Consider the following 24035-nt stretch of genomic DNA (forward strand, 5'->3'; position numbering starts at 1 on the left):
AACCCATGTTCGAACAGCTGGGCCTGATCGGCTGCGGGTTGATGGGCGGATCGTTCGCCCTGGCCTTGCGCGAAGCCGGGCTGGTCAAGCGGGTGGTCGGCTACAGCAAGTCGCCCACCACGACCGAACAGGCACGGCAACTGGGCATCATCGACGTCGAGGCGCCGTCCGCGCTGCTGGCGGCCTCGGGTGCGGACATCATCCTGCTGGCGTTGCCGGTGGCGGCCATCGGGCCGACGCTCAAGGCCATCCGCCATCTGGTGACGCCCGATGTCCTGGTGATGGATGTCGGATCCACCAAGGCGGACGTGGTCGAAGCCGCGCGCGAGGCGCTGCGTGAACGCATCGGATCCTTCGTGCCGGCCCATCCCATCGCAGGTGCCGAAAGCTCCGGCCCCGGCCGCGCCCGGGCCGACCTTTATCGCGAGCGCCAGGTGGTGCTGACGCCGATCGAACGCACCCTGACCGCACAACTCCAGAAGGCGCAGGCTGTGTGGCAGGCGCTGGGCTGCAGCGTGCGCCAGATGTCGCCCGACACCCACGATGCAGCGCTTGCCGCCGTCAGCCACCTGCCCCACCTGCTGGCCTTCGCCGCCATCAACGCGGTCAGCGAACAGCCGCAGGGCTCCGAATTCCTCGACCTGGCCGGTCCCGGCTTCCGCGACTACAGCCGTATCGCCGCGGCCAACCCCGAAATGTGGCGCGACATCCTTCTGGCCAACCGAACCGAGTTGCGCCGCCAGGCCGATGCCTTCCGTGAAGCGCTTTCCACGCTGGAAGATGCCATCGACCGCAACGACGGTGCGGCGCTCGAAGCCCTGATCGGCCGCGCCAGCCACACCCGCGGTGCCTGGCGCATGCGCACCGGCAACAACGCCCCCTGACTTTTTGCCGACCCGATGTACGCCACCGAATTCCTCGACCTTCCCGCGCTGAAGAGCGTTTCCGGCGAAGTCGCCCTGCCCGGCTCCAAGAGCATTTCCAATCGGGCTCTGCTGCTGGCCGCGCTGAGCAAGGGCACGACCGTCGTGCACGAATTGCTGGACTCCGACGACACGCGGGTGATGCTCGACGCCCTCGTCCAGCTGGGTTGCCGTGTCCGCCGCACCACGCCGGGACAGGTCGAGATCGACGGCCTGGGCGGCCAGCCGCCCAGCGTGTCGGCACGGCTTTTCCTGGGCAACGCCGGCACCGCCATGCGGCCGCTGACGGCTGCGCTGGCGGTGCTCGGCGGAGATTTCGTGCTGGAAGGCGTGCCGCGCATGCACGAGCGCCCCATCCGCGACCTGGTCGACGCGCTGCGCGCACTGGGCTGCGCCATCGGTTACCTGGGCAACGAGGGCTACCCGCCGCTGTCCATCGGCAAACCGGCATTGCGGCTCGATGCACCCATCCCGGTGCGCGGTGATGTTTCCAGCCAGTTCCTCACCGCGCTGCTGATGGCGCTGCCCCTGGTCGCCGCCGACAAACCGGTCGTCATCGAAGTCCAGGGCGAGCTGATTTCCCGCCCGTACATCGAGATCACGCTCAACCTGCTTCGGCGTTTCGGCATCGCGGTGCAACGCGACGGCTGGCAGCGTTTCACCATTCCGGCGGGTAGCCGGTATGTTTCGCCCGGTGACTATCACGTCGAGGCCGACGCATCGTCTGCCAGCTATTTCGTCGCACTCGGAGCCATCGCCGCGACCGACGGCCGCAGCCTGCGCATCAAGGGCCTGGGCGAAGACTCCATCCAGGGCGACATCCGTTTTGTCGATGCTGCCCGCGAGATGGGCGCCATCGTCGAAGGCGGCCCCAACCGGCTGACCATCCGCCGCGGTGCCTGGCCGCTCAAGGCCATCGACATCGACTGCAACCACATCCCCGACGCCGCCATGACCCTGGCAGTGATGGCGCTGTTCGCCGACGGACCCAGCACCCTGCGCAACATCGCCAGCTGGCGGGTCAAGGAAACCGATCGCATCGCGGCCATGGCAGTCGAGGCCCGGAAACTCGGCGCCACGGTTGAAGAAGGGCCGGACTGGCTGCGCATCCATCCGCTACCGGCGGGCTCCTGGAAGGCGGCCAGCATCCATACCTACGACGACCATCGGGTCGCCATGTGTTTTTCGCTGGCCACCTTCAATCCGGACGGCGTGCCCGTGCGTATCGAAGACCCGAAATGTGTCGCCAAGACCTTTCCGGACTACTTCGAGTCGCTGTTCTCGGTCGCCCAGGCCGACAGTGCCGCCATTCCGGTGCTGTGCATCGACGGCCCCACCGCCTCCGGCAAGGGCACGGTCGCCGCCGCCGTCGCGGCACGGCTGGGTTATCACTTCCTCGATTCCGGTGCCATGTACCGGGTGACGGCACTCGCCGCGATGCGCGCGGGCCTGCTGATCGACAGCGCCCATGAAACCGCCATCGCCACGCTGGCGCGCGCGCTGCCGGTGCATTTCATCGACGGCAAGGTGCTGATCGCCAACGACGACGTGACCGACGCCATCCGCACCGAGGAAGCCGGCATGAACGCCTCGAAGGTGTCCGCCCTGCCCGCGGTGCGCGAGGCGCTGGTGGCCCTGCAACTGGGTTTCAGGCGGCTGCCGGGGCTGGTCGCCGACGGCCGCGACATGGGCACCGTCATCTTCCCGCAGGCCACGCTGAAGGTCTTCATGACCGCCAGCGCCCAGACGCGTGCCGAGCGCAGGCACAAGCAATTGATTTCCAAGGGAATCGACGCTAAAATCGCAGACCTTCGTGCGGACCTCGAAGCGCGCGACCTGCGGGATTCAACCCGCGCCGTCGCCCCCTTGAAGCCCGCACCAGACGCGCTGCTGCTGGACAATTCAACCGTGACCATCGAGCAATCGGTGGGCCAGGTGATCGACTGGTGGCAGGGCAAGCGGCCTTTTTCAGCCTGAATCCGCTCGCAGAAAAAGTCCGGTTCGATCCCGCCGGTTCCCTCCGCGCCCACTGGCGCACCGACCGGCGGGTTTGTTCAACCAACCGTGGCAAGCGCCCCAAACGCGCCACAAACCATCACCGCACACAGCTCCCGGTTCGTCGACGAATGGTTCGTCGGCGCAAAACCTGTCGTGCGGAACAGGAAAATACATGTCCGAATCTTTTGCCGCCTTGTTCGAAGAATCGCTGCAACGCTCTGAAATGCGTGCCGGCGAAGTCATCACCGCTGAAGTAGTGCGCATCGAGCACAACTTCGTCGTCGTGAACGCCGGCCTCAAGTCCGAAGCCTACGTCCCGCTGGACGAGTTCAAGAACGACAAGGGCGAAATCGAAGTCCAGGTCGGCGATTTCGTCTCGGTGGCCATCGACGCCATCGAAAACGGCTACGGCGACACCATCCTGTCGCGCGACAAGGCAAAGCGCCTGGCTTCCTGGCTGGCCCTCGAAAAGGCACTGGAATCCGGCGAATTCGTCACCGGCACCACCACCGGCAAGGTCAAGGGCGGCCTGACCGTCCTGGTCAACGGCATCCGCGCATTCCTGCCGGGCTCGCTGATCGACACCCGTCCGGTCAAGGACCTGACCCCGTACGAAAACAAGACCCTGGAATTCAAGGTCATCAAGCTCGACCGCAAGCGCAACAACGTGGTGCTGTCGCGCCGCGCCGTCGTCGAAGCCTCGATGGGCGAAGAGCGCCAGAAGCTGATGGAAACCCTGAAGGAAGGCGCCATCGTCAACGGCGTGGTCAAGAACATCACCGAATACGGTGCGTTCATCGACCTCGGCGGCATCGACGGCCTGCTGCACATCACCGACATGGCATGGCGCCGTGTCCGCCATCCGAGCGAAGTGGTCCAGCCGGGCCAGGAAATCACCGCCAAGATCCTCAAGTTCGACACCGAGAAGAACCGTGTCTCGCTGGGTCTGAAGCAGATGGGCGACGATCCGTGGATGGGCGTTTCGCGCCGCTACCCACAGGCTACCCGCCTGTTCGGCAAGGTCACCAACATCGCCGACTACGGCGCGTTCGTGGAACTCGAGCCGGGCATCGAAGGCCTGGTGCACGTTTCCGAAATGGACTGGACCAACAAGAACATCGCTCCCAGCAAGCTGGTTTCGCTGGGCGACGAAGTCGAAGTCATGGTTCTGGAAATCGACGAAGACAAGCGCCGCATCTCGCTGGGCATGAAGCAGACCCGTGCCAACCCCTGGCAAGAGTTCGCTCAGAACACCAAGCGCGGCGACCGCGTCAAGGGCCCGATCAAGTCGATCACCGACTTCGGCGTGTTCGTCGGCCTGGCTGCCGGCATCGACGGCCTGGTGCACCTGTCCGACCTCTCGTGGAACGAAACCGGCGAAGCCGCGGTTCGCAACTACAAGAAGGGCCAGGAAGTCGAAGCCATCGTTCTGGCAGTCGACGTCGACCGTGAACGCATCTCTCTGGGCATCAAGCAACTCGACAGCGATGAGTTCACCACGTTCACCACCGTGAACGACAAGGGCCAGATCGTCACCGGCAAGGTCAAGACCGTCGACGCACGCGGCGCCGAGATCGAACTCGCCGACGGCATCATGGGCTACCTGCGCGCTTCGGAAATCGGTCGCGACCGTGTCGAAGACGCACGCAACGTGCTCAAGGAAGGTGACGAAGTCACCGCCGTGGTGGTCAACGTGGATCGCAAGACCCGCAACATCCAGCTGTCGATCAAGGCCAAGGACATGGCCGACGAACAAGGCGCGATGGCCAACCTGAGCCAGCAGTCGTCGCGCGAAAGCGCCGGCACCACCAGCCTGGGCGCACTGCTGCGCGCCAAGCTGGATAACAACAACTCCTAAGCTGTTGTTTTAAAAAGCAAATGACAACGGTTTGACCGTTGTCGCAAAAGGCGGCGTGCGGCATGATTGCTGCCCGCCGCCTTTTTTATGGCCACGCCTTCTTGTGTTTGTCCGCCAGAATTTTCCTGAATCCGCATGACCCGCTCCGATCTCGTCGAGGAACTCGCCGCCCGTTTCGCCCAGCTCACGCACCGCGATGCGGAAACCGCAGTCAAGACCGTCCTGGACGCTGTGGCGGACGCGCTGGTCCGGGGCCATCGCATCGAGATCCGCGGTTTCGGCAGCTTCACCGTCAGCCACCGCCCGCCGCGCATGGGTCGCAACCCACGCAGCGGTGAAAGCGTGGCGATTCCTGAAAAACGGGTGCCGCATTTCAAACCCGGCAAGGCCTTGCGCGAAGCGGTGGACGAACGCACTGCCGCCATGGAAACCCGGCCTTCGCCGGACGCCTAGAATCCTTCGAGCTTTCCGGGGACCCGTTTCATGAAATACCTCGTGTGGCTGCTCAAGGCAGCCATTTTTTTTACGCTTTTCGCTTTTGCGCTGAATAACCAGCAGGACGCGACGGTGCACTTCTTTTTCGGCACCCGCTGGCAGGCGCCGCTGGTGCTGGTGGTGCTCACCGCCTTCGCCCTAGGTATCGCCACGGGCGTGCTGGGCATGGTTCCCCGCTGGTTGAAGTCACGCAACGCCGCGCGGCGCGCCCACACGGTGCCGGACGGCGCAGCAGCAGCAGCCGCCGCCACCGCCGCAACGCCTGTCGCATCCATCGACCAGGTGCCCCATGGACTCTGATGCCGTCACCGGCCTGGGCTGGATCCTGCTGGGCTTGCCGGTGGCCTTTGTGCTGGGCTGGTTCGCATCGCGTTTCGACCTGCGCCAGATGCGCCTGGACAATCGTCAGGCACCCAAGGCGTATTTCCGCGGCCTGAACTTCCTGTTGAACGAACAGCAGGACCAGGCCATCGACGCCTTCATCGAGGCGGTGCAGAACGACCCGGACACGTCCGAACTGCACTTCGCGCTGGGCAACCTGTTCCGCCGTCGCGGCGAATACGAACGTGCGGTACGGGTGCACCAGCATCTGCTGAGCCGCGCTGACCTCAGCCGGACCGACCGCGAGCGCGCCCAGCATGCCCTGGCGCTGGACTACCTGAAGGCCGGCCTGCTCGACCGTGCGGAAGAAGCCCTGCGCCGCCTGGAGGGCACGCCGTTCGAGGAACAGGCGCGGCTGGCGCTGCTGGCCATCTACGAACGTTCACGCGACTGGGAACAGGCAGCCGCCATCACCGAAAGGCTGACCGCCTCCGGCCAGGGCGACTTCACCATCCGCCGCGCCCACTACCTGTGCGAACAGGCCATTGCACGCAGCACGGCCGGCGATGTGGATGGCGCTCTGGCGCTTCTGGAACAGGCTGCCGCCACCGCGCCAGGCGCTCCGCGCCCGCGCATCGAACGCGCCTTGCTGGAGCGCCGTCGCGGACGTGACGACCAGGCCTATGCCGCATTCCTGCAACTGGACGATGCCGCACCCGTCGCCCTACCCCTGGTCGCCCGAGCACTGGCCGAGACCGCCGTCACCAGCGGCCACGCCGAAGCGGCGCTCGCCCTGCTGACCAGCCGCTACGAGGCATCGCCGTCACTCGATATTCTGGATGCCATCGTGGCGCTGGAGCAGACCGTGCCAGGTGCCGATGCCCGCGCCTGGTACGTACGTCACCTGGAACACGAGCCTTCGCTGGTGGCCGCTTCACGCTGGCTGTCCGGTGAAAGGCTCGAACACGAGCAGTTCCATCCGCCCCTGCAAAAAGCGCTGGACCATGCGGCCAAGCCACTGCTGCGTTACCGCTGCGCCGCCTGCGGCTTCGAAGCCCAGCAGCACTTCTGGCATTGCCCCGGATGCCAGACCTGGGACAGCTACCCACCGAAGCGGGTCGAAGAACTCTGAGATTGCGGGCAGCGGCCCAAGTGTTCACTCTTTCGCGTGACTTTGTCTCACGCAGTCAACGCCGCGTCGCCGGGACGCGTTGAAACTGCGCCATGCCGGCAGGCCATGCCGGTGTCATCCGAGGAGAAAGAATCATGCTGAAGAAGATCATTGCCGTGTTTGCCATGCTGGTCGCAAGCGTCGCCTTCGCCGCCGTGGACGTCAACAAGGGCACACCCGCCGAACTGGACGGAGTCAAGGGTATCGGGCCTGTCACCTCGAAACTCATCACCACCGAACGCGCCAAGGGCCCGTTCAAGAACTGGGACGACTTCATCGCACGGGTGAAGGGTGTAGGCGACAGCCGCGCCACCAAGCTGTCGGCAGAAGGCCTCACGGTCGACGGCGCCAGCTACAAGGGCACAAGCGCCGGCACCGCCTCTGCCAAGCCGGTCACCGAGAAGATCAAGGACGGCGCCAAGAACGCGGCGGAAAAAACCAAGGAAGTCGCCAAGGAAACCAAGGACAAGGTCACCGGCAAATAAGCCGAACGACCGTCCCGACGAAACAGGCCTGCAGCAGCAGGCCTTTTTCATTTGAATGCGGACAAAGCAGCATGTGATTTATAGTGACCGCTCACTCATTTAAGTCATCGATGAAAATTGTCATTTCCGCCGACACCCTGCTCGGCATCGCCGCCGATATTCCAGGCTGGGTCACTGCCATGGGCCACGAAGTCATCCTGCATGGTGCACTCGACCCCGCTGCCAACGCTGAATGGGCGCCCTGCTCGGCCGCCGCAGCTTCCGACGTCGCCGATGGCCGAGCCGATCAGGGAATTATCTGCTGCACCACCGGCACCGGTGCCAGCATCGCAGCCAACAAGGTCGCTGGCATACGGGCAGCCCTGTGCACCGACGCCTTCACCGCCGCCGGCGCTCGCAAGTGGAACGATGCCAACGTGCTGTGTGTCTCGCTGCGGCTCACCTCCGGATCGGTCATGAAGGAAATGCTCGAAGCCTGGTTTTCTGCGAGGACAGAGTCTTCGCAAGCCGCGAACGTCGCTTATGTAAACGGCCTGGAAAGACCTTACGGCTGATTTTTTGTTGCACGGCGCCGGGCGCCATGCTCGAAGATGGAGGGAAGAATGCCTGCCGCCCCACCACCCTCCTTCTTCATGTCTCCATGCTGCTGAGCCTGTTGCTGGCCCTGCCTTTTGCCGGCAGCCTCGTGGCAGTGCTGTTACCGACCCGAGCGCGTAATTCAGGCGCCCTGCTGGCAGGGGTGATCGCCCTGGCCTGTGCGGTCGCCACGGCCAGCGCATTGCCCGGCATGTCGCTCGACGGGCAAGGCGCCATGGTGCGCCAGCAAATTTCGTGGATACCGTCGGTGGGCCTGGACTTCACCCTGCGCATGGACGGCCTCAGCTGGCTGTTCTGCATGCTGATCTACGGCATCGGCGCGCTGGTGGCTCTGTACGCCCGTTATTACCTGTCGCCGCAAGACCCGGTTCCGCGTTTCTATGCCTTCATGCTGGCCTTCATGGGGTCGATGGCCGGTGTCGTGCTGGCCGGCCATCTGGTGGTCCTGGCCTTCTTCTGGGAACTGACGAGCCTGTTCTCGTTCCTCCTGATCGGCTATTGGTATCACCGCAAGGATGCCCGCTGCGGCGCACGAAATGCCCTGCTGGTGACCGGAACCGGCGGCCTCTGCCTGCTGGCCGGCCTGCTGCTGATGGGCCACATCGTCGGAAGTTACGACCTCGATCTGGTGCTGGCCGCCGGCGACAAGATACGCGCCCATCCGCTGTACCTGCCGATGCTGGTGCTGGTGCTGCTCGGCGCGCTGACCAAGAGCGCGCAGTTTCCCTTCCATTTCTGGCTGCCCCAGGCGATGGCGGCGCCGACGCCGGTCTCCGCCTACCTCCATTCGGCCACGCTGGTGAAGGCCGGCGTATTCTTGCTGGCGCGCTTCTGGCCGGTGCTTTCGGGCACCGACGCATGGTTCTGGATGGTCGGTGGCGCCGGGCTGGCCACGTTGCTGCTGGGCGCCTGGTCAGCCCTGTTCCAGAACGACCTCAAGGGACTGCTGGCCTATTCGACGCTGTCGCATCTGGGGCTGATCACCCTGCTGTTCGGCCTGAACAGCGACAGCGCCGCGCTGGCGGCCGTGTTCCACATCCTGAACCACGCCATCTTCAAGGCCTCGCTGTTCATGGCGGCCGGCATCGTCGACCATGAGAGCGGCACACGCGACATCCGCAAGCTGTCCGGACTCTGGCGGCTGATGCCGATCACCGCGACCCTGGCCATCGTGGCCAGTGCGTCGATGGCCGGCGTACCCCTGCTGAACGGTTTTCTGTCCAAGGAAATGTTCTTCGCAGAGGCTGTCTTCGTCACCGCCACGCCCTGGGTCGAATGGCTGCTGCCGCTGGCGGCCACGCTGGCTGGCATGCTGAGCGTGGCCTATTCGCTGCGTTTCGTCTTCGATGTCTTCTTTGGCCCGAAGGATGCGCTGGCGTCCCCCCGGAAACCGCACGAGCCGGTGCGCTGGATGCGCTTGCCGATCGAACTGCTGGTGCTGGCCTGCCTGGTGGTAGGCGTGGCGCCCGAACGGTCGGTGGGGCTGATCCTCGATGTCGCCGCGCGGCCGGTGGTGGGCGGCACCTTGCCTGAATACAGCCTGGCGATCTGGCATGGTTTCAACCTGCCGCTGATGATGAGCCTGGCCGCATTCGCCGGTGGCATCGCACTTTATTTCGTGCGTCCGTGGCTGGCGCACGGCAGTTCCGAACACGTGCCGCTGACCGGCCGGCTGGACGGCGTGCGTGGGCTGCACATCCTGCTGGTCAGCCTGGCCCGGGTGGCGCGCAACACCCGACTGCTGCTGGACACCCACCGCCTGCAACCCCAGCTTCGGCTGCTGCTGGGCGCGGCGTTGATCGGTGGTGTGCTGGCCACCGCCACCTACCTGCCGGTGGGACCGGCCCGCGCCACGCTGCCGGTCGATCCGACCTTCGCCATCCTGTGGACCATCGGCGGCCTGTGCGCCATCGGCACCGCCTGGGCGGCACGCCGACGCCGGCTGGCGGCGATGACGCTCTCCGGCGGCACCGGCCTGTGCTGCTGCCTGACCTTCGTCTGGTGTTCGGCACCCGACCTGGCGCTAACGCAGCTGACGGTCGAGATCGCCACCACCGTGCTGCTGCTGCTGGCCTTGCGCTGGCTGCCGCGCCCGCCGGCGCGGCCGATCGACATGACAGCCGGCCGCCAGCTGCGCCGCCTGCGCGACCTGTTGCTGGCGCTGGGCATCGGCACCGGCATGGCAGTGCTGTCGTGGTGGACCATGACCCGCCCGCTGCAGCACAGCGTGTCCGACTTCTACCTGCGCAACGCCAAGTCCGAGGCCGGCGGTGCCAACGTGGTCAACGTGATGCTGGTCGACTTCCGCGGCTTCGACACCTTCGGCGAAGTGGTCGTGCTGGCCATCGTCGCCCTGACTGTCTACGCGCTGCTGCGGCGTTTCCGACCGGCGCGCGACGCCATGGCATTGCCGGCCCAGCAACGCCGACTGGCAGACGCGCCGACCGACCTGGTCAACCCGCGCCATGTGCGGGACACCGCCGTCGGTTACCTCACCATTCCTGCGGTACTGGTGCGCCTGCTGCTGCCGCTGGCCGCCACGGTGGCAGCCTGGCTTTTCCTGCGCGGCCACAACGCGCCCGGCGGCGGTTTCGTGGCCGCGCTCGTGCTGTCCATCGCCTTGCTGCTGCAATACCTGGTGTCGGGTACGCAATGGGTGGATGCGCGGGTGGGGCTGCGGCCCAGGCGGTGGATCGCCGCCGGCATGCTCACCTTGCTGGCCACCGGCGCGGGCGCATGGATCTGGGGTTACCCGTTCCTGACAAGCCACACCCTGCATCTTTCGTGGCCGGGCGAAGGCACCCACCTGCCCAGCGCCTTCTTCTTCGACCTCGGTGTGTTCGTGGTGGTGGTCGGCACCACCCTGCTGATGCTGACCGCCGTCGCGCACCAGTCGGTGCGTGCCCATCGTGCGGCGGCGCGTGAAGCCGAAGAAAAAGAAGAGGAAAAGAACTGATGGAAGCCATCCTCGCCATCGCCGTCGGCGTACTGGCCTCCGCCGGCGTCTGGCTGCTGCTGCGCGGCCGCACCTTCCAGGTAGTGATGGGGCTGACGCTGCTGTCGTATGCGGTCAACCTGTTCATCTTTTCCACCGGCCGCCTGAGCGTCGACAAGGAACCGGTGCTGCTGGGCCCGCTGGGCGCCACGCTGCAGCATTACGACGATCCGCTGCCCCAGGCGCTGGTGCTGACCGCCATCGTCATCGGTTTCGCCATGACGGCGCTGCTGCTGGTGGTGACCATGGCCTTGCGCGGCCTGTCGGGTAACGACCATGTCGACGGCATCCATGCGCCGCCCGGCCCGCGTGACGAGCAGGACCCGGCGCCATGACCACAGCCCTGGGTTTCCTGACCACGTCCGACCACCTGGTGGTAGCGCCGATCCTGCTGCCTATGCTGTCGGCCGCCCTCATGCTGCTGATGGGTACCGAACGCTACCGGCTGCAGGCGGTGTTCGGTGTCGTCGCCACCAGCCTGGGGCTACTGATGTCGATCCTGCTGTTGATCCGGGTGCAGCGCGGCGGAGCGGACGCCGCCGTGGCGGTGTACCTGGCCGGCAACTGGAAGTCGCCCTTCGGCATCGCGCTGGCGGCCGACCGGCTGTCGGCCTTCATGCTGGTCATCGCCCATGCGGTGGCGCTGGCCGGACTGGTTTTTTCCACCGCCCGCTGGCAGCGGGTGGGTGTGTTCTTCCATCCGCTCTACCAGTTGCAGCTGATGGGGCTGGCAGGCGCGTTTCTCACGGCCGACCTCTTCAACCTGTTCGTCTTCTTCGAGATCCTGCTGGCGGCTTCCTACGGCCTGCTGCTCCATGGCTCGGGCGGCGCACGGGTGCAGGCCGGCATGCACTATGTCGCGCTCAACCTGGCAGCCTCGTCGCTGTTCCTCATCGGCGCCGCGCTGGTCTACGGCAGCACCGGCACGCTGAGCATGGCCGACCTGGCCCAACGCATTCCGCACCTTCTGGCGGGCGACGCCAGCCTGGTGCGCACCGGGGCTGCGCTGCTGGCCGTCACCTTCCTGACCAAGGCTGCGGCCTGGCCACTCAACTTCTGGCTGGTGCGGGCCTATGCCGCCGCCACGCCACCGGCGGCCGCGCTGTTCGCCATCATGAGCAAGGTGGGGCTGTATGCACTGCTTCGCCTGGGTACCCTGTGTTTTCCGGGCGCCGACGGCAACCTGGTCCTGATGGGCATGGGCCTGGCGACGATGGTCTTCGGCATCGTGGGCCTGCTCGCGTCCCAGCGCCTGGCCTATCTGGCCGGATATGCGCTGCTGGTGTCGTCCGGCACGGTACTGACTGCCATCGGCCTCGACCGTCCCGGGCTCACCGCCGCGGCGCTTTATTACCTCGCCAGTTCCACACTGGCTGCCAGCGCGTTCCTGCTGCTGACCGACCTGGTAGAACGCTGGCGCAACGGGGGAGCGGTGTTCGCTCCGCAACAGCGCGCAGCCGAAGCACCCTTCCTCGGCCGCGACCTGAAACCGCTGGACGGCATCGACCTGGACGAAACCCAGGAACAGCCCACCGGCCGGACCCTGCCGACCGCCAACGCCCTGGTCGGCGTGGCATTCGTGCTGTGTGCGCTGGTGCTGGCCGGGCTGCCGCCGCTCTCGGGTTTCACCGCCAAGTTCGCCCTGCTGTCGAACCTGCTCAACCCGCTGGGACTGGGACGCGGCGTGACCGACGTGGCCGGCATCGCAGGCCAGTCGAACACACCCGGCATCGCCGGCTGGGTGTTCGTGGTGCTGCTGGTGCTGACCGGTTTTGCCGGCTTGCTGGGTTTCGCACGGGCTGGCATGCGCAATTTCTGGGCAGCCACCGGTCGCGGCGTACCGAGGCTGCGCTGGGTCGAATGCGCGCCTGTCGCAGTGCTGCTGGCAGGCAACATCGCCCTGACGGTGTTCGGTGGACAGGCTCTCGAATACCTCGACGAAACCGCCATCGCGCTGCGCCGTCCCCAGGCCTACATCCAGGCCCTGATGAGCGCCCGGCCCGCCACCGGCGCACCGGCCGACCAGAAAGCCGCACCATGAAACGCCTGCTGCCCGCCCCGCTGCTGTCGGTAGCTCTCGCCCTGCTCTGGCTGGTGCTGTGGGACGACCACAATGCCGTGGTATTGATCGGGGCAGTGATGGTCGGCGTGTTCATACCCGTGCTGACCCACCGGCTGCGCCCGACCGCACCCAGGGTCCGCCGACCGCTGGTGGCACTACGCCTGCTGCTGCGCATCACCCTGGACGCGACCCGGTCCTGCCTGGAGGTGGCCTGGCTGCTGCTGACCCGGCGGGCCGGGCGCATACCGTCGGGATTCCTGCGGGTTCCGCTGCAGCTGCAGGACAAACATGCGCTGGCCACTCTGGCCGTGATCGTCTCCGCAGTGCCTGGCACTGCGCTGGCCGAACTGGCCGCCGACCGCAGCGCAGTCCTGCTGCATGTGTTCGACACTGGCGGCAACGATGCCCTGCTGGCCCACATCGACCGCTACTACCAGCAACCGCTGCGGGAGATCTTCGAGTCATGAATCCCATCCTCGCCTGCGCCTTCTGGCTGGCGCCCCTCATGCTGCTGCTGGGCATGGCATGCGCCCTGGTGCGCCTGCTGCGCGGACCGCTTGCCGAAGACCGCATCCTGGCGCTCGACAGCCTCTACATCGTCGCCACGCTGCTGGTGCTGGTGCTGGGCGTCAGGGCCGATGGCGGCGGCGCGTATTTCGAGGTGGCGCTGCTGATCGCCCTGCTGGGTTTCGCATCTTCAAGCGCCATGGCCAAGTTCGTGCTGCGCGGCGAGGTGGTCGAATGAACAGCATCGCCGACGTCCCGGGCTGGGTGCAGGGCCTGTGCGGCGGGTTGATGCTGCTGGGTGCCTTCCTTGCCTTGCTGGGGACCACCGGGCTGCTGCGCATGCCTACCTTTTTCCAGCGGGTGCATGTCACCACGCTGGCATCGACGCTGGGTGCCTGGTCCATCGCTATCGGCGCTGCGCTTTATTTCTCTTTCAGCCAGCACCGGCTGGCCCTGCATCCGCTGCTGGTGCCGGCGCTGTTGGCGCTGACGATACCGGTCAGCACTTTCTTCCTGATGCGGGCCGGGCTGTTCCGCCACCGCCTGGCCGGTACGCCGGGTGTCCCCGACAACCTGACGCCCGCGCCGGACACATCCGGGGACTCCCCCAAAAAGAGCCTCTGACCGATGCAGGAAACCGAGCAAGCCTCCGGTAGTTCCGACCGCTGGACCTACGGCATCGCCGCTGCCGCCGTGCTGCTGATCGGTGCCTACGGATTGAACAGCTACCGGCAAGCCCGCAGCACACCGCCTGAAGACCCCAGGCTGCAGGTCGAACACCGAGCCGCCGAACGCATGGCGGGTGTGCGCTGCATAGGCAGCAGGGCTTCGAGCCACGATAAACAGCAGATCGCGCGGCTGCTGGCAGTCAACACCATTGCACCGCACGGCGTGCTGCCGCAATGGCTGCCGACCTCGTACAGCGAGCCGATGCGGGGCAGGTCCGGAGCCGAGACCTGGCAGGCGCTGGCCGAGGCTTGTCCGAACGCGCCGGCGTTCGGTACGCCCTTCGGATTTCCTTCTGCCGACATCGAGAAGGAACTCCGCCAGGACCCAGAATTCGCGGCGTTGTCCGACCGTCAATGGGCGGACATCAAACGACTGGAAGCAGCAGCCATTACCAAACCCGGAACCGGCGGCTGAGCGCCGGTCCCGGGCCGGGCTCATTTCGCGCCGAAACCGCCGCCTCCCGGCGTCTGCACCTCGAACACATCGCCGGGCTGCATCGCCACTTCGGCGATATGGCCCAGCGTCTCGACGCTGCCATCGCTGCGCAACACGCGGTTGGTGCCCGGCGCACCACTGCTGCCGCCGTCCATGCCGAACGGACCGCGGGTGCGGTTGTTGGACAGAATGCTGGCTGTCATCGGTTCCAGGAAACGCACCCTGCGCACACCGCCGTTGCCACCGTGCCAGCGACCGTCGCCGCCGGAATCGGGCCGGATGGCATAGGTGTCCAGCCGCACCGGGTAACGAAACTCGAGCACTTCCGGATCGGTCATGCGTGAGTTGGTCATGTGGGTTTGGACCACGTTGGTGCCGTCGAAGCCCGGCCCGGCGCCGCTGCCGCCGGCGATGGTCTCGTAGTACTGGTAACGCTCGTTGCCGAAGGTGAAATTGTTCATCGTGCACTGGCTGGCGGCATTGATGCCCAGCGCGCCATACAGCGTGTTGGTGACGCAGCTCGACGTTTCCACGTTGCCCGCCACCACCGATGCCGGCGCGGCCGGGTTCAGCATGCAGCCGGGCGGAACCACCACCTGGATGGGTTTCAGGCAACCGGCGTTCAGCGGGATGTCGTCGTCCACCAGCGTGCGGAACACATACAGCACCGCCGCCATGCATACCGCTGTGGGCGCATTGAAGTTGTTGGTCTGCTGCGGCGACGTGCCGGTGAAATCGACCACCGCCGACCGCGCCGCCACGTCGACCTGGACCGAGACCTGGATCTGCGCGCCGTTGTCCAGCGGCAGGGTGAAGCTTCCGTTCTTCAGTCGGGTGATGGCACGCCGCACCGCTTCTTCGGCGTTGTCCTGCACGTGGTTCATGTAGGCCTGAACGACTTCCAGGCCAAATTGGGCCGACATCCGCCGAAGCTCCTGCACGCCTTTTTCGTTGGCCGCGATCTGGGCTTTCAGGTCGGCGATGTTCTGCTCGGGGTTGCGGCTCGGGTATTCACCGCTCTGCAGCAAGGCCACCGTTTCGGCCTCGCGGAACCGGCCGGCGTCGACCAGCAGGAAGTTGCTGATACGCACGCCCTCCTCCTCGATGCGGGTCGAGAACGGCGGCATCGAACCCGGCGTGGTGCCGCCGATATCGGCCTGATGGCCGCGGGAGCCCACGTAGAACAGCGGCAGCACCGAACCGTCGGCCGGCGCGCCTTCGAGATACACCGGCGTGATCACCGTCACATCGGGCAGGTGGGTGCCGCCGTGGTACGGGTCGTTCAGCGCATACACATTGCCGGGCCGCATGTTGCCGGCGTTATCGCGGATCACCGTCTTGATGCTTTCGCCCATCGAGCCCAGGTGCACCGGCATGTGTGGTGCGTTGGCGATGAGATTGCCTTCGGCGTCGAACAACGCGCAGGAGAAATCAAGGCGCTCCTTGATGTTCACCGAGTAGGCGGTGTTCTGCAATTGCAGGCCCATCTGCTCGGCGATGTTCATGAACAGGTTGTTGAACACCTCCAGCAGGACCGGGTCGGCGGTGGTGCCCGCCGCGTAGGTCACCTTGCGCGCCACCTTGCGTTCCAGCACCAGGTGGTCGAGCGAGGTGAGCGCGGCTTCCCAGCCGGGCTCGATCACCGTGGTGGCGTTCTTCTCGGCAATGATGGCCGGGCCGGCCACCACGTCGCCGGGCCGCATGTCTTCACGAACCACCAGCGCGGCGTCGTGCCAGACTCCGCTGGAATACAGGCGCACGGTCTCACGGCGCGGCACTTCGCGCAGCGGGTGGGTCTGCAGTTGCGGTTCGGCAGGCGCATCGCCGCCTACCACCGCCTCGACCGAAACGGCCTCGACCACCAGTCCCTTGCCGCGCATGAGAAAGGCGAAACGCTGGCGGTAGGCAGCTTCGAAACCGGCACGGATCTCGGCCACCGCCGCGTCGGCATCTTGTCCGTTGCCGCCAAAGGACACCACCAGGGCCGAATCGCTGCCTTCGTAACGCACATGCACCCGGCGACGCACGGTGACGCTGCCGGCGCTGACTTCCTGGCGCTCCAGTTCGTCCCGCGCCGCCGCAGTCAGGATGTCCAGCCGCTCGATGACCTGCGGCACGCTGCGGTCGGTAAGCGGCTGTTCGACCGCCTGTTCACGGATCACGCTCTGGTCGGCCAGACCCATTCCGTAGGCGCTCAGCACGCCGGCGAACGGGTGCACGAACACGCGGGTCATGCCCAGCGCGTCGGCCACCAGGCAGGCATGCTGGCCGCCCGCGCCGCCGAAGCACTGCAGGGTGTATCGGGTGACGTCGTAACCGCGCGCCACCGAGATCTTCTTGATGGCATTGGCCATCTGCTGCACCGCGATGTCGATGAAACCCTCGGCGACTTCTTCCGCGCTGCGGCCGGTCTGGCCGGCCAGTGCGCCGAAACGTTCGCGCACCACGTCGCCGTCCAGTTCCTGGTCGGCTGCCGGGCCGAAAACCTTGGGAAAGAAATGCGGCTGGATCTTGCCGAGCATGACGTTCGCATCGGTCACTGCCAGCGGCCCGCCGCGGCGATAACTGGCCGGGCCGGGGTTGGCACCGGCGCTCTGCGGACCCACCCGGAAACGCGATCCATCAAACTGCAGCAGCGAACCGCCACCGGCCGCCACCGTGTGGATGCTCATCATGGGTGCGCGCATACGTACACCGGCCACCTGGGTTTCGAATTCGCGCTCGAACTCGCCCTGCAGGCCACCCCGGAAATGGCTCACATCGGTGGATGTGCCGCCCATGTCGAAACCGATCACGTCGTCGAAACCCGCCAGGCCCGCGGTGCGTGCCATGCCGACGATGCCGCCGGCCGGACCGGACAGGATGGCGTCCTTGCCCTGGAACCGTCGCGCGTCGGTCAGCCCGCCGGAAGACTGCATGAAGAACAGCTTGACGCCCGGCATGTCGCCCGCGACCTGCTCAACATAACGCCGCAGGATGGGGCTGAGGTAGGCGTCGACCACCGTGGTGTCGCCGCGGCTGACGTACTTCATCAGCGGGCTGACCTCGTGCGAGGTGCTGACCTGGGTGAAGCCGATCTCGCGGGCGATCCGAGCCGCCGCCTGCTCGTGATCGGTGTAGCGGTAGCCGTGCATGAACACGATGGCAAGACTGCGCAGGCCGTCGTCATAGGCCGCCTGTAGCTCGGTGCGCAGCGCGGCTTCGTCGAGCGCCACCACCGTGTCGCCATGCGCGCCGACACGTTCGTCAGCCTCGATCACCCGGCTGTAGAGCAGCTCGGGCAGCACGATGCGGCGGTCGAACAGGCGCGGCCGGTTCTGGTAGGCGATGCGCAGGGCATCGCGGTAACCGCGGGTGGTCACCAGCAGCGTCGGTTCGCCCTTGCGTTCCAGCAGCGCGTTGGTGGCCACGGTGGTTCCCATCTTCACGCACTCGACCAGCTCGGGCGTCACGGGTTCGCCGGCCTTCAACCCCAGGAGATGGCGAATGCCGGCCACTGCCGCATCGCGGTACTGCTCGGGGTTTTCGGACAGCAGCTTGTGGGTGGTGAGGCTGCCGTCGGGCCGGCGCGCCACCACATCGGTGAAAGTGCCTCCGCGGTCGATCCAGAACTGCCAGCGGTCGGATGCCGGGAGAGACGAAGTGGGTGCTGCGAGGTCTTGCATGGTGGCTGGAATGATTGGATGGGCCGAGCGTCGGACCGGTGTTTTTGGTGTTCTGCCTCGGCGGGTCGAAAGCGATCTTGCCGAAGAAAATGGGAGAAATACTAAACAGGTCGCCGGTTTTTGCTGGATGAATGCCTTTTGCCGTTATCCGCGAAGGTCGGTCACGAACATCTTGCCGGGTGCATGGGTGATGCACAGCGGCAGGCGGCTGCGCTGCGCCACCCACTGGGGCGTGACGCCGCAGGCCCAGAACACCGGCACTTCGTCGTCGCGGATCTCGACCGCGTCGCCGTAGTCGGGTCGCGAAATGTCGGCGATGCCCAGCGCCGCCGGGTTGCCGATGTGCACCGGTGCCCCATGGGCGATGTCGAAGCCGGCAGTGATCTCGACCGCCCGCGCCACGTCGCGGCTGCGGATGGGCCGCATGCTGACCACCATCTCGCCGCTGAAGCGCCCTGCCGGCCGGCAGGCGATGTCGGTGCGGTACATGGCGACATTGCGGCCCTGCTCGATGTGGCGCAGCGGCATGCCGGCCTGGACGAGGGCATTTTCGAACGAGAAACTGCAGCCGATGACGAAGGTGACGAAGTCGTCTTGCCAGAGTGCGGACACGTCGTCGAGCTCTTCGGTGAACTCGCCGTCGCGGTAGACCCGGTAGCCGGGCACATCGGTGGCGATGTCCGAGCCCGCGCCGCAGGCCACCTGGCGCCGGCCGGGTTCCATCACCTCGATCAGCGGACAGGGCTTGGGATTGCGCTGGCTGAACAGCAGGAAATCGAAGGCCGCTTCCTTCGGCACGATCATCAGGTTGGCCTGAAGGAAACCCGGGGCGTGGCCCGCCGTGGCGTCACGGAAGGCACCGCTGCGGGCCGCCCGGCGCAGTTCGTGGGGTTGCTGGATAAAGGTGGACATGGCGATGAAGGCTGAATGGATTTCTTGCGGGTTCACAGGCCCAGGTAGGCCTTGCGCACGTTCTCGTCGGCCAGCAGCGACTTGCCGTCGCCTTCCAGCACGATTCGGCCGGTCTGGATGACGTAGCCGTGGTCGGCGATGGCCAGCGTCTTGTGCAGGTTCTGTTCCACGAGCAGGATCGAGACCCCGCTGGCGTTCACCTGCTGGATGACGTCCATCACCTTGCTGACGAACTTGGGCGCGATGCCCCACGACGGTTCGTCCAGCATCAGCAGCCGGGGCCGGGCCATCAGTCCGCGGGCGATGGCCAGCATCTGCTGTTCGCCGCCGCTCATGGTGCCGGCCAGCTGCGAGGCCCGTTCGGCCAGGATGGGGAATTCACCGAACATGCGGTCGACGTCCTGGGCAATGCCGTCCTTGTCCTTGCGGGTGAAGGCGCCCAGTTCGAGGTTGCGGCGGACCGTGAGCTTGGGGAAAAGCCGCCGCCCTTCGGGCACCAGCGACAGCCCCAGCGGCACGCGTCTGTGCGCCGGCAGCTTTTGGATCGCCTGGCCCTCGAAGCGGATCTCGCCGGACTCGGCCGGGTTCAGGCCGGCCACCGCCCGCAGCGTGGTCGACTTGCCGTTGCCGTTGCCGCCGACCAGCGCCACGATCTTGCCGACCGGCACTTTCAGGCTGACATCGGACAGCGCGAGCACGTCGCCGTAACGCACCCGCAGGTGGGTGATCTCGAGCATGGCCGCTGGTGTGCCCTGCAGCGAAGTTTGAGGAACGCCGGACATCATTCGTCTCCCAGGTAGGCAGCGATGACGACCGGGTCGCGGGAGACCTCGGCAGGTGTCCCGTCCGCGATCTTGCGACCCCGGTCCAGCACCACGATCTTGTCGGCGATGGGCATGATGCCTTCCAGCACGTGTTCGACGATGAGGGTGGCGATGCCCAGGCCCCGGATGGCGAGCACCACCTCGACAGCCTCGCGCACCTCCGATGGATTCAGGCCGGCCATCACCTCGTCCATCAGCAGGATGCGGGGTTCGATGGACAGCGCACGGGCGACCGCCAGGCGGCGTTGTTCGCTGATGGTCATGCTGGCCGCCGGCCTGTCGGCCCGGTCCTCGAGGTGCACGAAACGCAGCCAGTGCAGCGCCGCGGCGCGCGCCCTGCCGACGTTGCGGTTGACCAGCAGCGCACCGGTCATGACGTTCTCGCAGGCCGTCATGCTGGTGAAGGTGCGGGCGATCTGGAAGGTGCGGGCGATGCCGGCCCGCGCGCTCTGTTCGGGGCTGAGCCCGGCCATCTCGCGGCCCTGCAGCCGGATGCTGCCGGACGTCGGCGGAAAGTAGCCGGCCACGCAATTGAACATGGTCGTCTTGCCGGCGCCGTTGGGGCCGATGAGGCCGACCACCTGGGCGTCGCCGACGCTGAACGAAACGTCTTCGTTGGCGGTCAGGCCGCCGAACTTCTTGCTGACCTTGCGGACGTCGAGCAGGCTCATGAAGTGCCCCTTTCTGCGGTTGCCGCAGCACCGGTGTCGGCGGGCAGCCCGCGTATCCGGCGACCCAGCCTGAGCGCCCCGTCGCGGATGGAGCCGACCACGCCACTGGGGTAGAAAACCGCAATCACGATGATGAGCGCGGCATACAGGATGGTGTCGATGCCGCTGCCGGTACCGCCCAGTCCGGCACGGGTCATCTCCTCGATCACGGTCAGCACCACCGCACCCAGCACAGGACCGCTGAGCGTGCCCACGCCGCCCAGGATGGAGACCAGCGCCATCTTGATCGACAGGGAGGTCGACAGCACCGAACCGGGATCGATGTAGAGCTCTTTCTGCGCGTAGAAACTGCCGCCGACCGCGGTGAAGAACGCACTGACCGCCAGCGCGACCTGCTTGTAGCGGGCAATGTCGATGCCGATGCTGCGGGCGGCATCGGGTTCGTCCTTGATGGCGCGGAAGTAGTAACCCAGAAAGCTGCGCTCGATGGCGAAATTGACCGCCAGCGTCACCGCCAGCAGGCCCAGCGCCAGCCAGTAATACGGCAACTTGGTGGCGAAGTTCATCCAGGCCCAGCCTTCCTTGTCCATCGGCAGATTGAGGCCCACAGCAGCGCCGGCGTATTCCCAGTTGGTGAAGAAGATCTGCACCAGCTCGGCGACCGCGATGGTGGCCATCGCGAAGTAGTGGCCGCGCAGGCGGAAACACGACCAGCCGAAGGCGATGCTCAGCACCGCGGCCACCACGCCTCCGGCCAGCATGCCGAACCACGGGTTGATGCCGAACTTCATCAGCAGCAGCGTCGAGGTGTAGGCACCCAGGCCGTAGAAGGCGGCGTGGCCGAGCGACACCTGGCCGGCATAGCCGCCCACGATGTTCCACGACACGCCGATCTGCGCGGCCATCAGGGCCAGGATGGCCAGGTTGAGCGACGAAGGATTGGTGACCAGCAAGGGCAGCAGCAGAGCCGCGGCCAGCGCCACGCCGGCCACCGACATTCCGGCGACGGGCAGGGGATGGGAAGTTGTCGGTTTCATGCTTTGCCCAAAAGGCCCTGAGGCCGCCACATCAACACACCCAGGAACAGCACCAGCACGATGGCCAGCTTGTATTCGGGGCCGAGCAGCAAGCCGCCCATGACCTCGATGACACCCACCAGGATGCCGGCCCAGAAGGCGCCGGTCACGCTGCCGAAGCCGCCCAGGTTGACCACCACGAAGGCGATCAGGATGAAGGTCGCGCCCACTTCCGGAAAGATGGGAAAGAAGGTCGACAGCAGCACGCCCGCCACACCGGCGCAGGCGGCTCCGATGCCCCAGGCCAGCGCGAACATCCGATGCGAATCGATGCCCATCAGCCGGGCCGCTTCCTTATCGGCCGCGGTGGCTTCCAGTGCCGCGCCGAGCTTGGTGCGGGTCAGGAAGAAGTAGATCAGCCCGGTCACCACGACGGCGCCGATGCCGGCCACCAGTTGCGGTTTGCCCAGCTGGATCTGACCCAGCCTGAAACTGCCCGCCACGAAGGAGTTCTCGATCGAGCGGAAGTCGGGTTTCCAGAAGAACTGGGCCAGACCGCGCAGCAGGATCATCAGGCCGAAAGTGGTGAAGATCTGCGACACCATCGGCGCGTTGACGATACGCACGATGAGCAGCTTGTAGAGCAACACGCCGAACGCGAACAGCATGAGCGCGGTCAGCGGCAACGAAAGCATCGGGTCGAGATGGAACAGCGCGAACATCCAGAAGCTGGAATACATGCCGATCATCAGGAACTCGCCGTGGGCGAAGTTCACGATGTCCATCACACCGAAGATCATGGTCAGCCCGATGGCGACCAGCGCGTAGATCAGTCCGATCAGCACGCCGGATGCCAGGGTCTGCAGGAGGATGTCGAAGGTCATGGCGCCGGACTTACTTGCGCTGGTCCCACTTGGGCATCGGCCACACGACGTCCTTGACCGCCACCTCGAAGGGCCAGACGGTGTTGTTCTGGCCGTTCATGATCTGTACCAGGATGCCCTGGCCGAGCGTGTTCTGGCCGTCTGCATCGAACTTCACGCCCTTCCACGGCATGATGAGTTTGCTGGCCGGGATGTCGGTTTCGGTGAGCGCCTTGCGGATGGCTTCGGGCTCGGTCGAACCGGCGCGGTTGATGGCGTCGGCCAGCACCATCAGGCCGGTGAAGGTGCGCGATGAATTGCCGGTGAAGTTGATCTTGTACTTCGCCATGAACAGGTCGTTGACCTGGCGGATCAGCGGATTGTTCTTGGCCAGGTCGAGCGCCCACACCTCACGCGAGATGATGTAGTCGGCGTCCTTGCCCAGGGTCTTGGTGAACTCGGTATCCGAGAAACCGGCGTCGTTGGCCAGGATCATGTCGGGCGAAAAGCCCAGTTCCTTGTATGTCTTCATCGACAGCAATGCGTCGCCCAGGTAAGACGACTGCATGACCACCGTGGGAGCCGCCGCCTTGAGGGTCTGCACTTCCGAAGTCAGCTGCGTGCTCTTGGCCGGATAGACGATCTGGCGGGCCATCGTGTAGCCGTTCTCGGGCACCAGCTTTGCCTGCAGCTTGGTGGTCTCGTTGCCCCACAGGGTGTTCTCGTTGAAGGTGGCGATGCTCTTCACATCGATGCTCTTCTTCGCCTTCAGGTCCTTCAGGAATTCGAACTGGTTGCGCACGAAAAGATCGTCGTGCGGAGTGGTGCGGAAGAACCACTTGAAGCCACGCTGCGTGAGCGAGGCAGACGAAGATTCGGCGTTCAGGAAAGGCACCTTGTAACGCTCTGCGACCATGCTGGCGGTGGCCGTCACGTTGGAGAAGTAGGCGCCCATCACGGCCGAGACCTTCTCTTGCGTGATGAGCCGCTCGGCCTCGGTGGCACCCACCTGCGGGTTGCCCTGATGGTCGGCAAAGACCAGCTTGATCTTCGCGCCCTTGAGGTTGGGCAGACCGCCGCCCGCCGAGAACGGCAGCTGGGGCACACCCTTGGCGCCGTTGTTGATGATGTCGACCGCCAGCTCCAGCGCGTCGCGCATTTCGGCACCCGACGAAGCCGCCGCGCCGGTCAGCGGATAGATCACGCCGATCTTCACTTCCTGCTGCGCCCGGGCGATGGCGGCAGCACCGATGCCCATGGCCAGGAGCAAGGTCCGGAAAAGGAAATTATTGGCAAACGTTTTCATGGTGGGTCCCGGAAAAAGGGGGTTGCTCGAAAGGTGGCGGATTGTTGGAGCGCTGCTTTAGCGCTAGCAAACAGATATTTTTTTGCTCACCTCATCGATTTTTTCGATGCACCAAAACGACCGAAGACGCCTCCAGGCGAGAACGCCCCAGCCCGGTGCCGACATGCACCGCAGCGGGTCTTTCACCAGCGGGAAAACGATA

Annotated in this window: 22 protein-coding genes; 15 read left to right on the forward strand and 7 right to left on the reverse strand. The window is 65.7% G+C overall.

Features of this window, described 5'->3' with window-relative positions:
• The first annotated feature begins 5 nt into the window (after positions 1–5).
• The 15 genes from AC3ANW_RS16495 (at position 6) to AC3ANW_RS16565 (ending at position 14555) form a co-directional block, all read left to right on the forward strand.
• Positions 6–884 carry a prephenate dehydrogenase gene (locus AC3ANW_RS16495; RefSeq protein ID WP_488345445.1) on the forward strand — a complete coding sequence of 293 codons (879 nt, stop codon included), beginning with the start codon at positions 6–8 and terminating at the stop codon, positions 882–884.
• A 15-nt stretch (positions 885–899) separates the two neighbouring features.
• A complete protein-coding gene (locus tag AC3ANW_RS16500; RefSeq protein WP_488341931.1) occupies positions 900–2900 on the forward strand; it encodes a bifunctional 3-phosphoshikimate 1-carboxyvinyltransferase/cytidylate kinase in 2001 nt (666 codons plus the stop codon).
• A 193-nt stretch (positions 2901–3093) separates the two neighbouring features.
• Complete coding sequence (gene rpsA, locus AC3ANW_RS16505) at positions 3094–4779, forward strand: 30S ribosomal protein S1 (protein ID WP_488341932.1); 1686 nt, start codon at positions 3094–3096, stop codon at positions 4777–4779.
• Positions 4780–4914: 135 nt separating this feature from the next.
• Positions 4915–5232: an integration host factor subunit beta gene (locus AC3ANW_RS16510; RefSeq protein ID WP_488341933.1), complete on the forward strand. Its 318-nt coding sequence runs from the start codon at positions 4915–4917 to the stop codon at positions 5230–5232.
• Between the two features lie 30 nt (positions 5233–5262).
• A complete protein-coding gene (locus AC3ANW_RS16515) occupies positions 5263–5574 on the forward strand; it encodes a LapA family protein (protein ID WP_488341934.1) in 312 nt (103 codons plus the stop codon).
• Positions 5564–6727, forward strand: coding sequence for a lipopolysaccharide assembly protein LapB (gene lapB / locus AC3ANW_RS16520; RefSeq protein WP_488341935.1), 1164 nt, complete (start codon positions 5564–5566; stop codon positions 6725–6727). The genes AC3ANW_RS16515 and lapB overlap by 11 nt, the downstream gene beginning before the upstream one ends.
• 134 nt (positions 6728–6861) lie before the next feature.
• Complete coding sequence (locus AC3ANW_RS16525) at positions 6862–7251, forward strand: ComEA family DNA-binding protein (RefSeq protein WP_488341936.1); 390 nt, start codon at positions 6862–6864, stop codon at positions 7249–7251.
• 110 nt (positions 7252–7361) lie between these two features.
• Entirely contained in the window at positions 7362–7805 is a 444-nt protein-coding gene (locus tag AC3ANW_RS16530; RefSeq protein WP_488341937.1) for an RpiB/LacA/LacB family sugar-phosphate isomerase, read from the forward strand.
• A gap of 86 nt (positions 7806–7891) precedes the next feature.
• Complete coding sequence (locus AC3ANW_RS16535; RefSeq protein WP_488341938.1) at positions 7892–10804, forward strand: monovalent cation/H+ antiporter subunit A; 2913 nt, start codon at positions 7892–7894, stop codon at positions 10802–10804.
• Complete coding sequence (locus AC3ANW_RS16540) at positions 10804–11178, forward strand: Na+/H+ antiporter subunit C (protein ID WP_488341939.1); 375 nt, start codon at positions 10804–10806, stop codon at positions 11176–11178. Before AC3ANW_RS16535 ends, AC3ANW_RS16540 begins: the two co-directional genes overlap by 1 nt.
• The gene (locus tag AC3ANW_RS16545; RefSeq protein WP_488341940.1) at positions 11175–12884 is read left to right on the forward strand and encodes a monovalent cation/H+ antiporter subunit D; all 1710 of its coding nucleotides are present in this window, start codon (positions 11175–11177) and stop codon (positions 12882–12884) included. The genes AC3ANW_RS16540 and AC3ANW_RS16545 overlap by 4 nt, the downstream gene beginning before the upstream one ends.
• Positions 12881–13372 carry a Na+/H+ antiporter subunit E gene (locus tag AC3ANW_RS16550; RefSeq protein WP_488341941.1) on the forward strand — a complete coding sequence of 164 codons (492 nt, stop codon included), beginning with the start codon at positions 12881–12883 and terminating at the stop codon, positions 13370–13372. The genes AC3ANW_RS16545 and AC3ANW_RS16550 overlap by 4 nt, the downstream gene beginning before the upstream one ends.
• Positions 13369–13650 carry a K+/H+ antiporter subunit F gene (locus tag AC3ANW_RS16555; RefSeq protein WP_488341942.1) on the forward strand — a complete coding sequence of 94 codons (282 nt, stop codon included), beginning with the start codon at positions 13369–13371 and terminating at the stop codon, positions 13648–13650. The genes AC3ANW_RS16550 and AC3ANW_RS16555 overlap by 4 nt, the downstream gene beginning before the upstream one ends.
• Positions 13647–14036 carry a monovalent cation/H(+) antiporter subunit G gene (locus AC3ANW_RS16560; RefSeq protein WP_488341943.1) on the forward strand — a complete coding sequence of 130 codons (390 nt, stop codon included), beginning with the start codon at positions 13647–13649 and terminating at the stop codon, positions 14034–14036. Before AC3ANW_RS16555 ends, AC3ANW_RS16560 begins: the two co-directional genes overlap by 4 nt.
• 3 nt (positions 14037–14039) lie before the next feature.
• On the forward strand, positions 14040–14555 hold the full coding sequence (locus tag AC3ANW_RS16565) for a hypothetical protein (RefSeq protein ID WP_488341944.1): 516 nt from the start codon (positions 14040–14042) through the stop codon (positions 14553–14555).
• Between the two features lie 20 nt (positions 14556–14575).
• Here the strand turns inward: AC3ANW_RS16565 and AC3ANW_RS16570 are convergent, their stop codons facing one another.
• The 7 genes from AC3ANW_RS16570 to AC3ANW_RS16600 form a co-directional block, all read right to left on the reverse strand.
• A complete protein-coding gene (locus AC3ANW_RS16570) occupies positions 14576–18241 on the reverse strand; it encodes a hydantoinase B/oxoprolinase family protein (RefSeq protein WP_488341945.1) in 3666 nt (1221 codons plus the stop codon).
• Positions 18242–18385: 144 nt separating this feature from the next.
• A complete protein-coding gene (locus AC3ANW_RS16575; protein ID WP_488341946.1) occupies positions 18386–19153 on the reverse strand; it encodes a putative hydro-lyase in 768 nt (255 codons plus the stop codon).
• Between the two features lie 32 nt (positions 19154–19185).
• The gene (locus tag AC3ANW_RS16580) at positions 19186–19935 is read right to left on the reverse strand and encodes an ABC transporter ATP-binding protein (RefSeq protein WP_488341947.1); all 750 of its coding nucleotides are present in this window, start codon (positions 19933–19935) and stop codon (positions 19186–19188) included.
• Complete coding sequence (locus AC3ANW_RS16585; protein ID WP_488341948.1) at positions 19935–20648, reverse strand: ABC transporter ATP-binding protein; 714 nt, start codon at positions 20646–20648, stop codon at positions 19935–19937. Before AC3ANW_RS16585 ends, AC3ANW_RS16580 begins: the two co-directional genes overlap by 1 nt.
• Complete coding sequence (locus AC3ANW_RS16590; protein ID WP_488341949.1) at positions 20645–21685, reverse strand: branched-chain amino acid ABC transporter permease; 1041 nt, start codon at positions 21683–21685, stop codon at positions 20645–20647. Before AC3ANW_RS16590 ends, AC3ANW_RS16585 begins: the two co-directional genes overlap by 4 nt.
• Positions 21682–22548: a branched-chain amino acid ABC transporter permease gene (locus tag AC3ANW_RS16595; protein ID WP_488341950.1), complete on the reverse strand. Its 867-nt coding sequence runs from the start codon at positions 22546–22548 to the stop codon at positions 21682–21684. The genes AC3ANW_RS16590 and AC3ANW_RS16595 overlap by 4 nt, the downstream gene beginning before the upstream one ends.
• Before the next feature lie 10 nt (positions 22549–22558).
• Positions 22559–23833 (reverse strand): ABC transporter substrate-binding protein, encoded by a 1275-nt coding sequence (locus tag AC3ANW_RS16600; RefSeq protein ID WP_488341951.1) that lies wholly within the window; start codon positions 23831–23833, stop codon positions 22559–22561.
• Between the last annotated feature and the right edge of the window lie 202 nt (positions 23834–24035).

The organism is Xylophilus sp. PBN-3R, assembly GCF_057747805.1.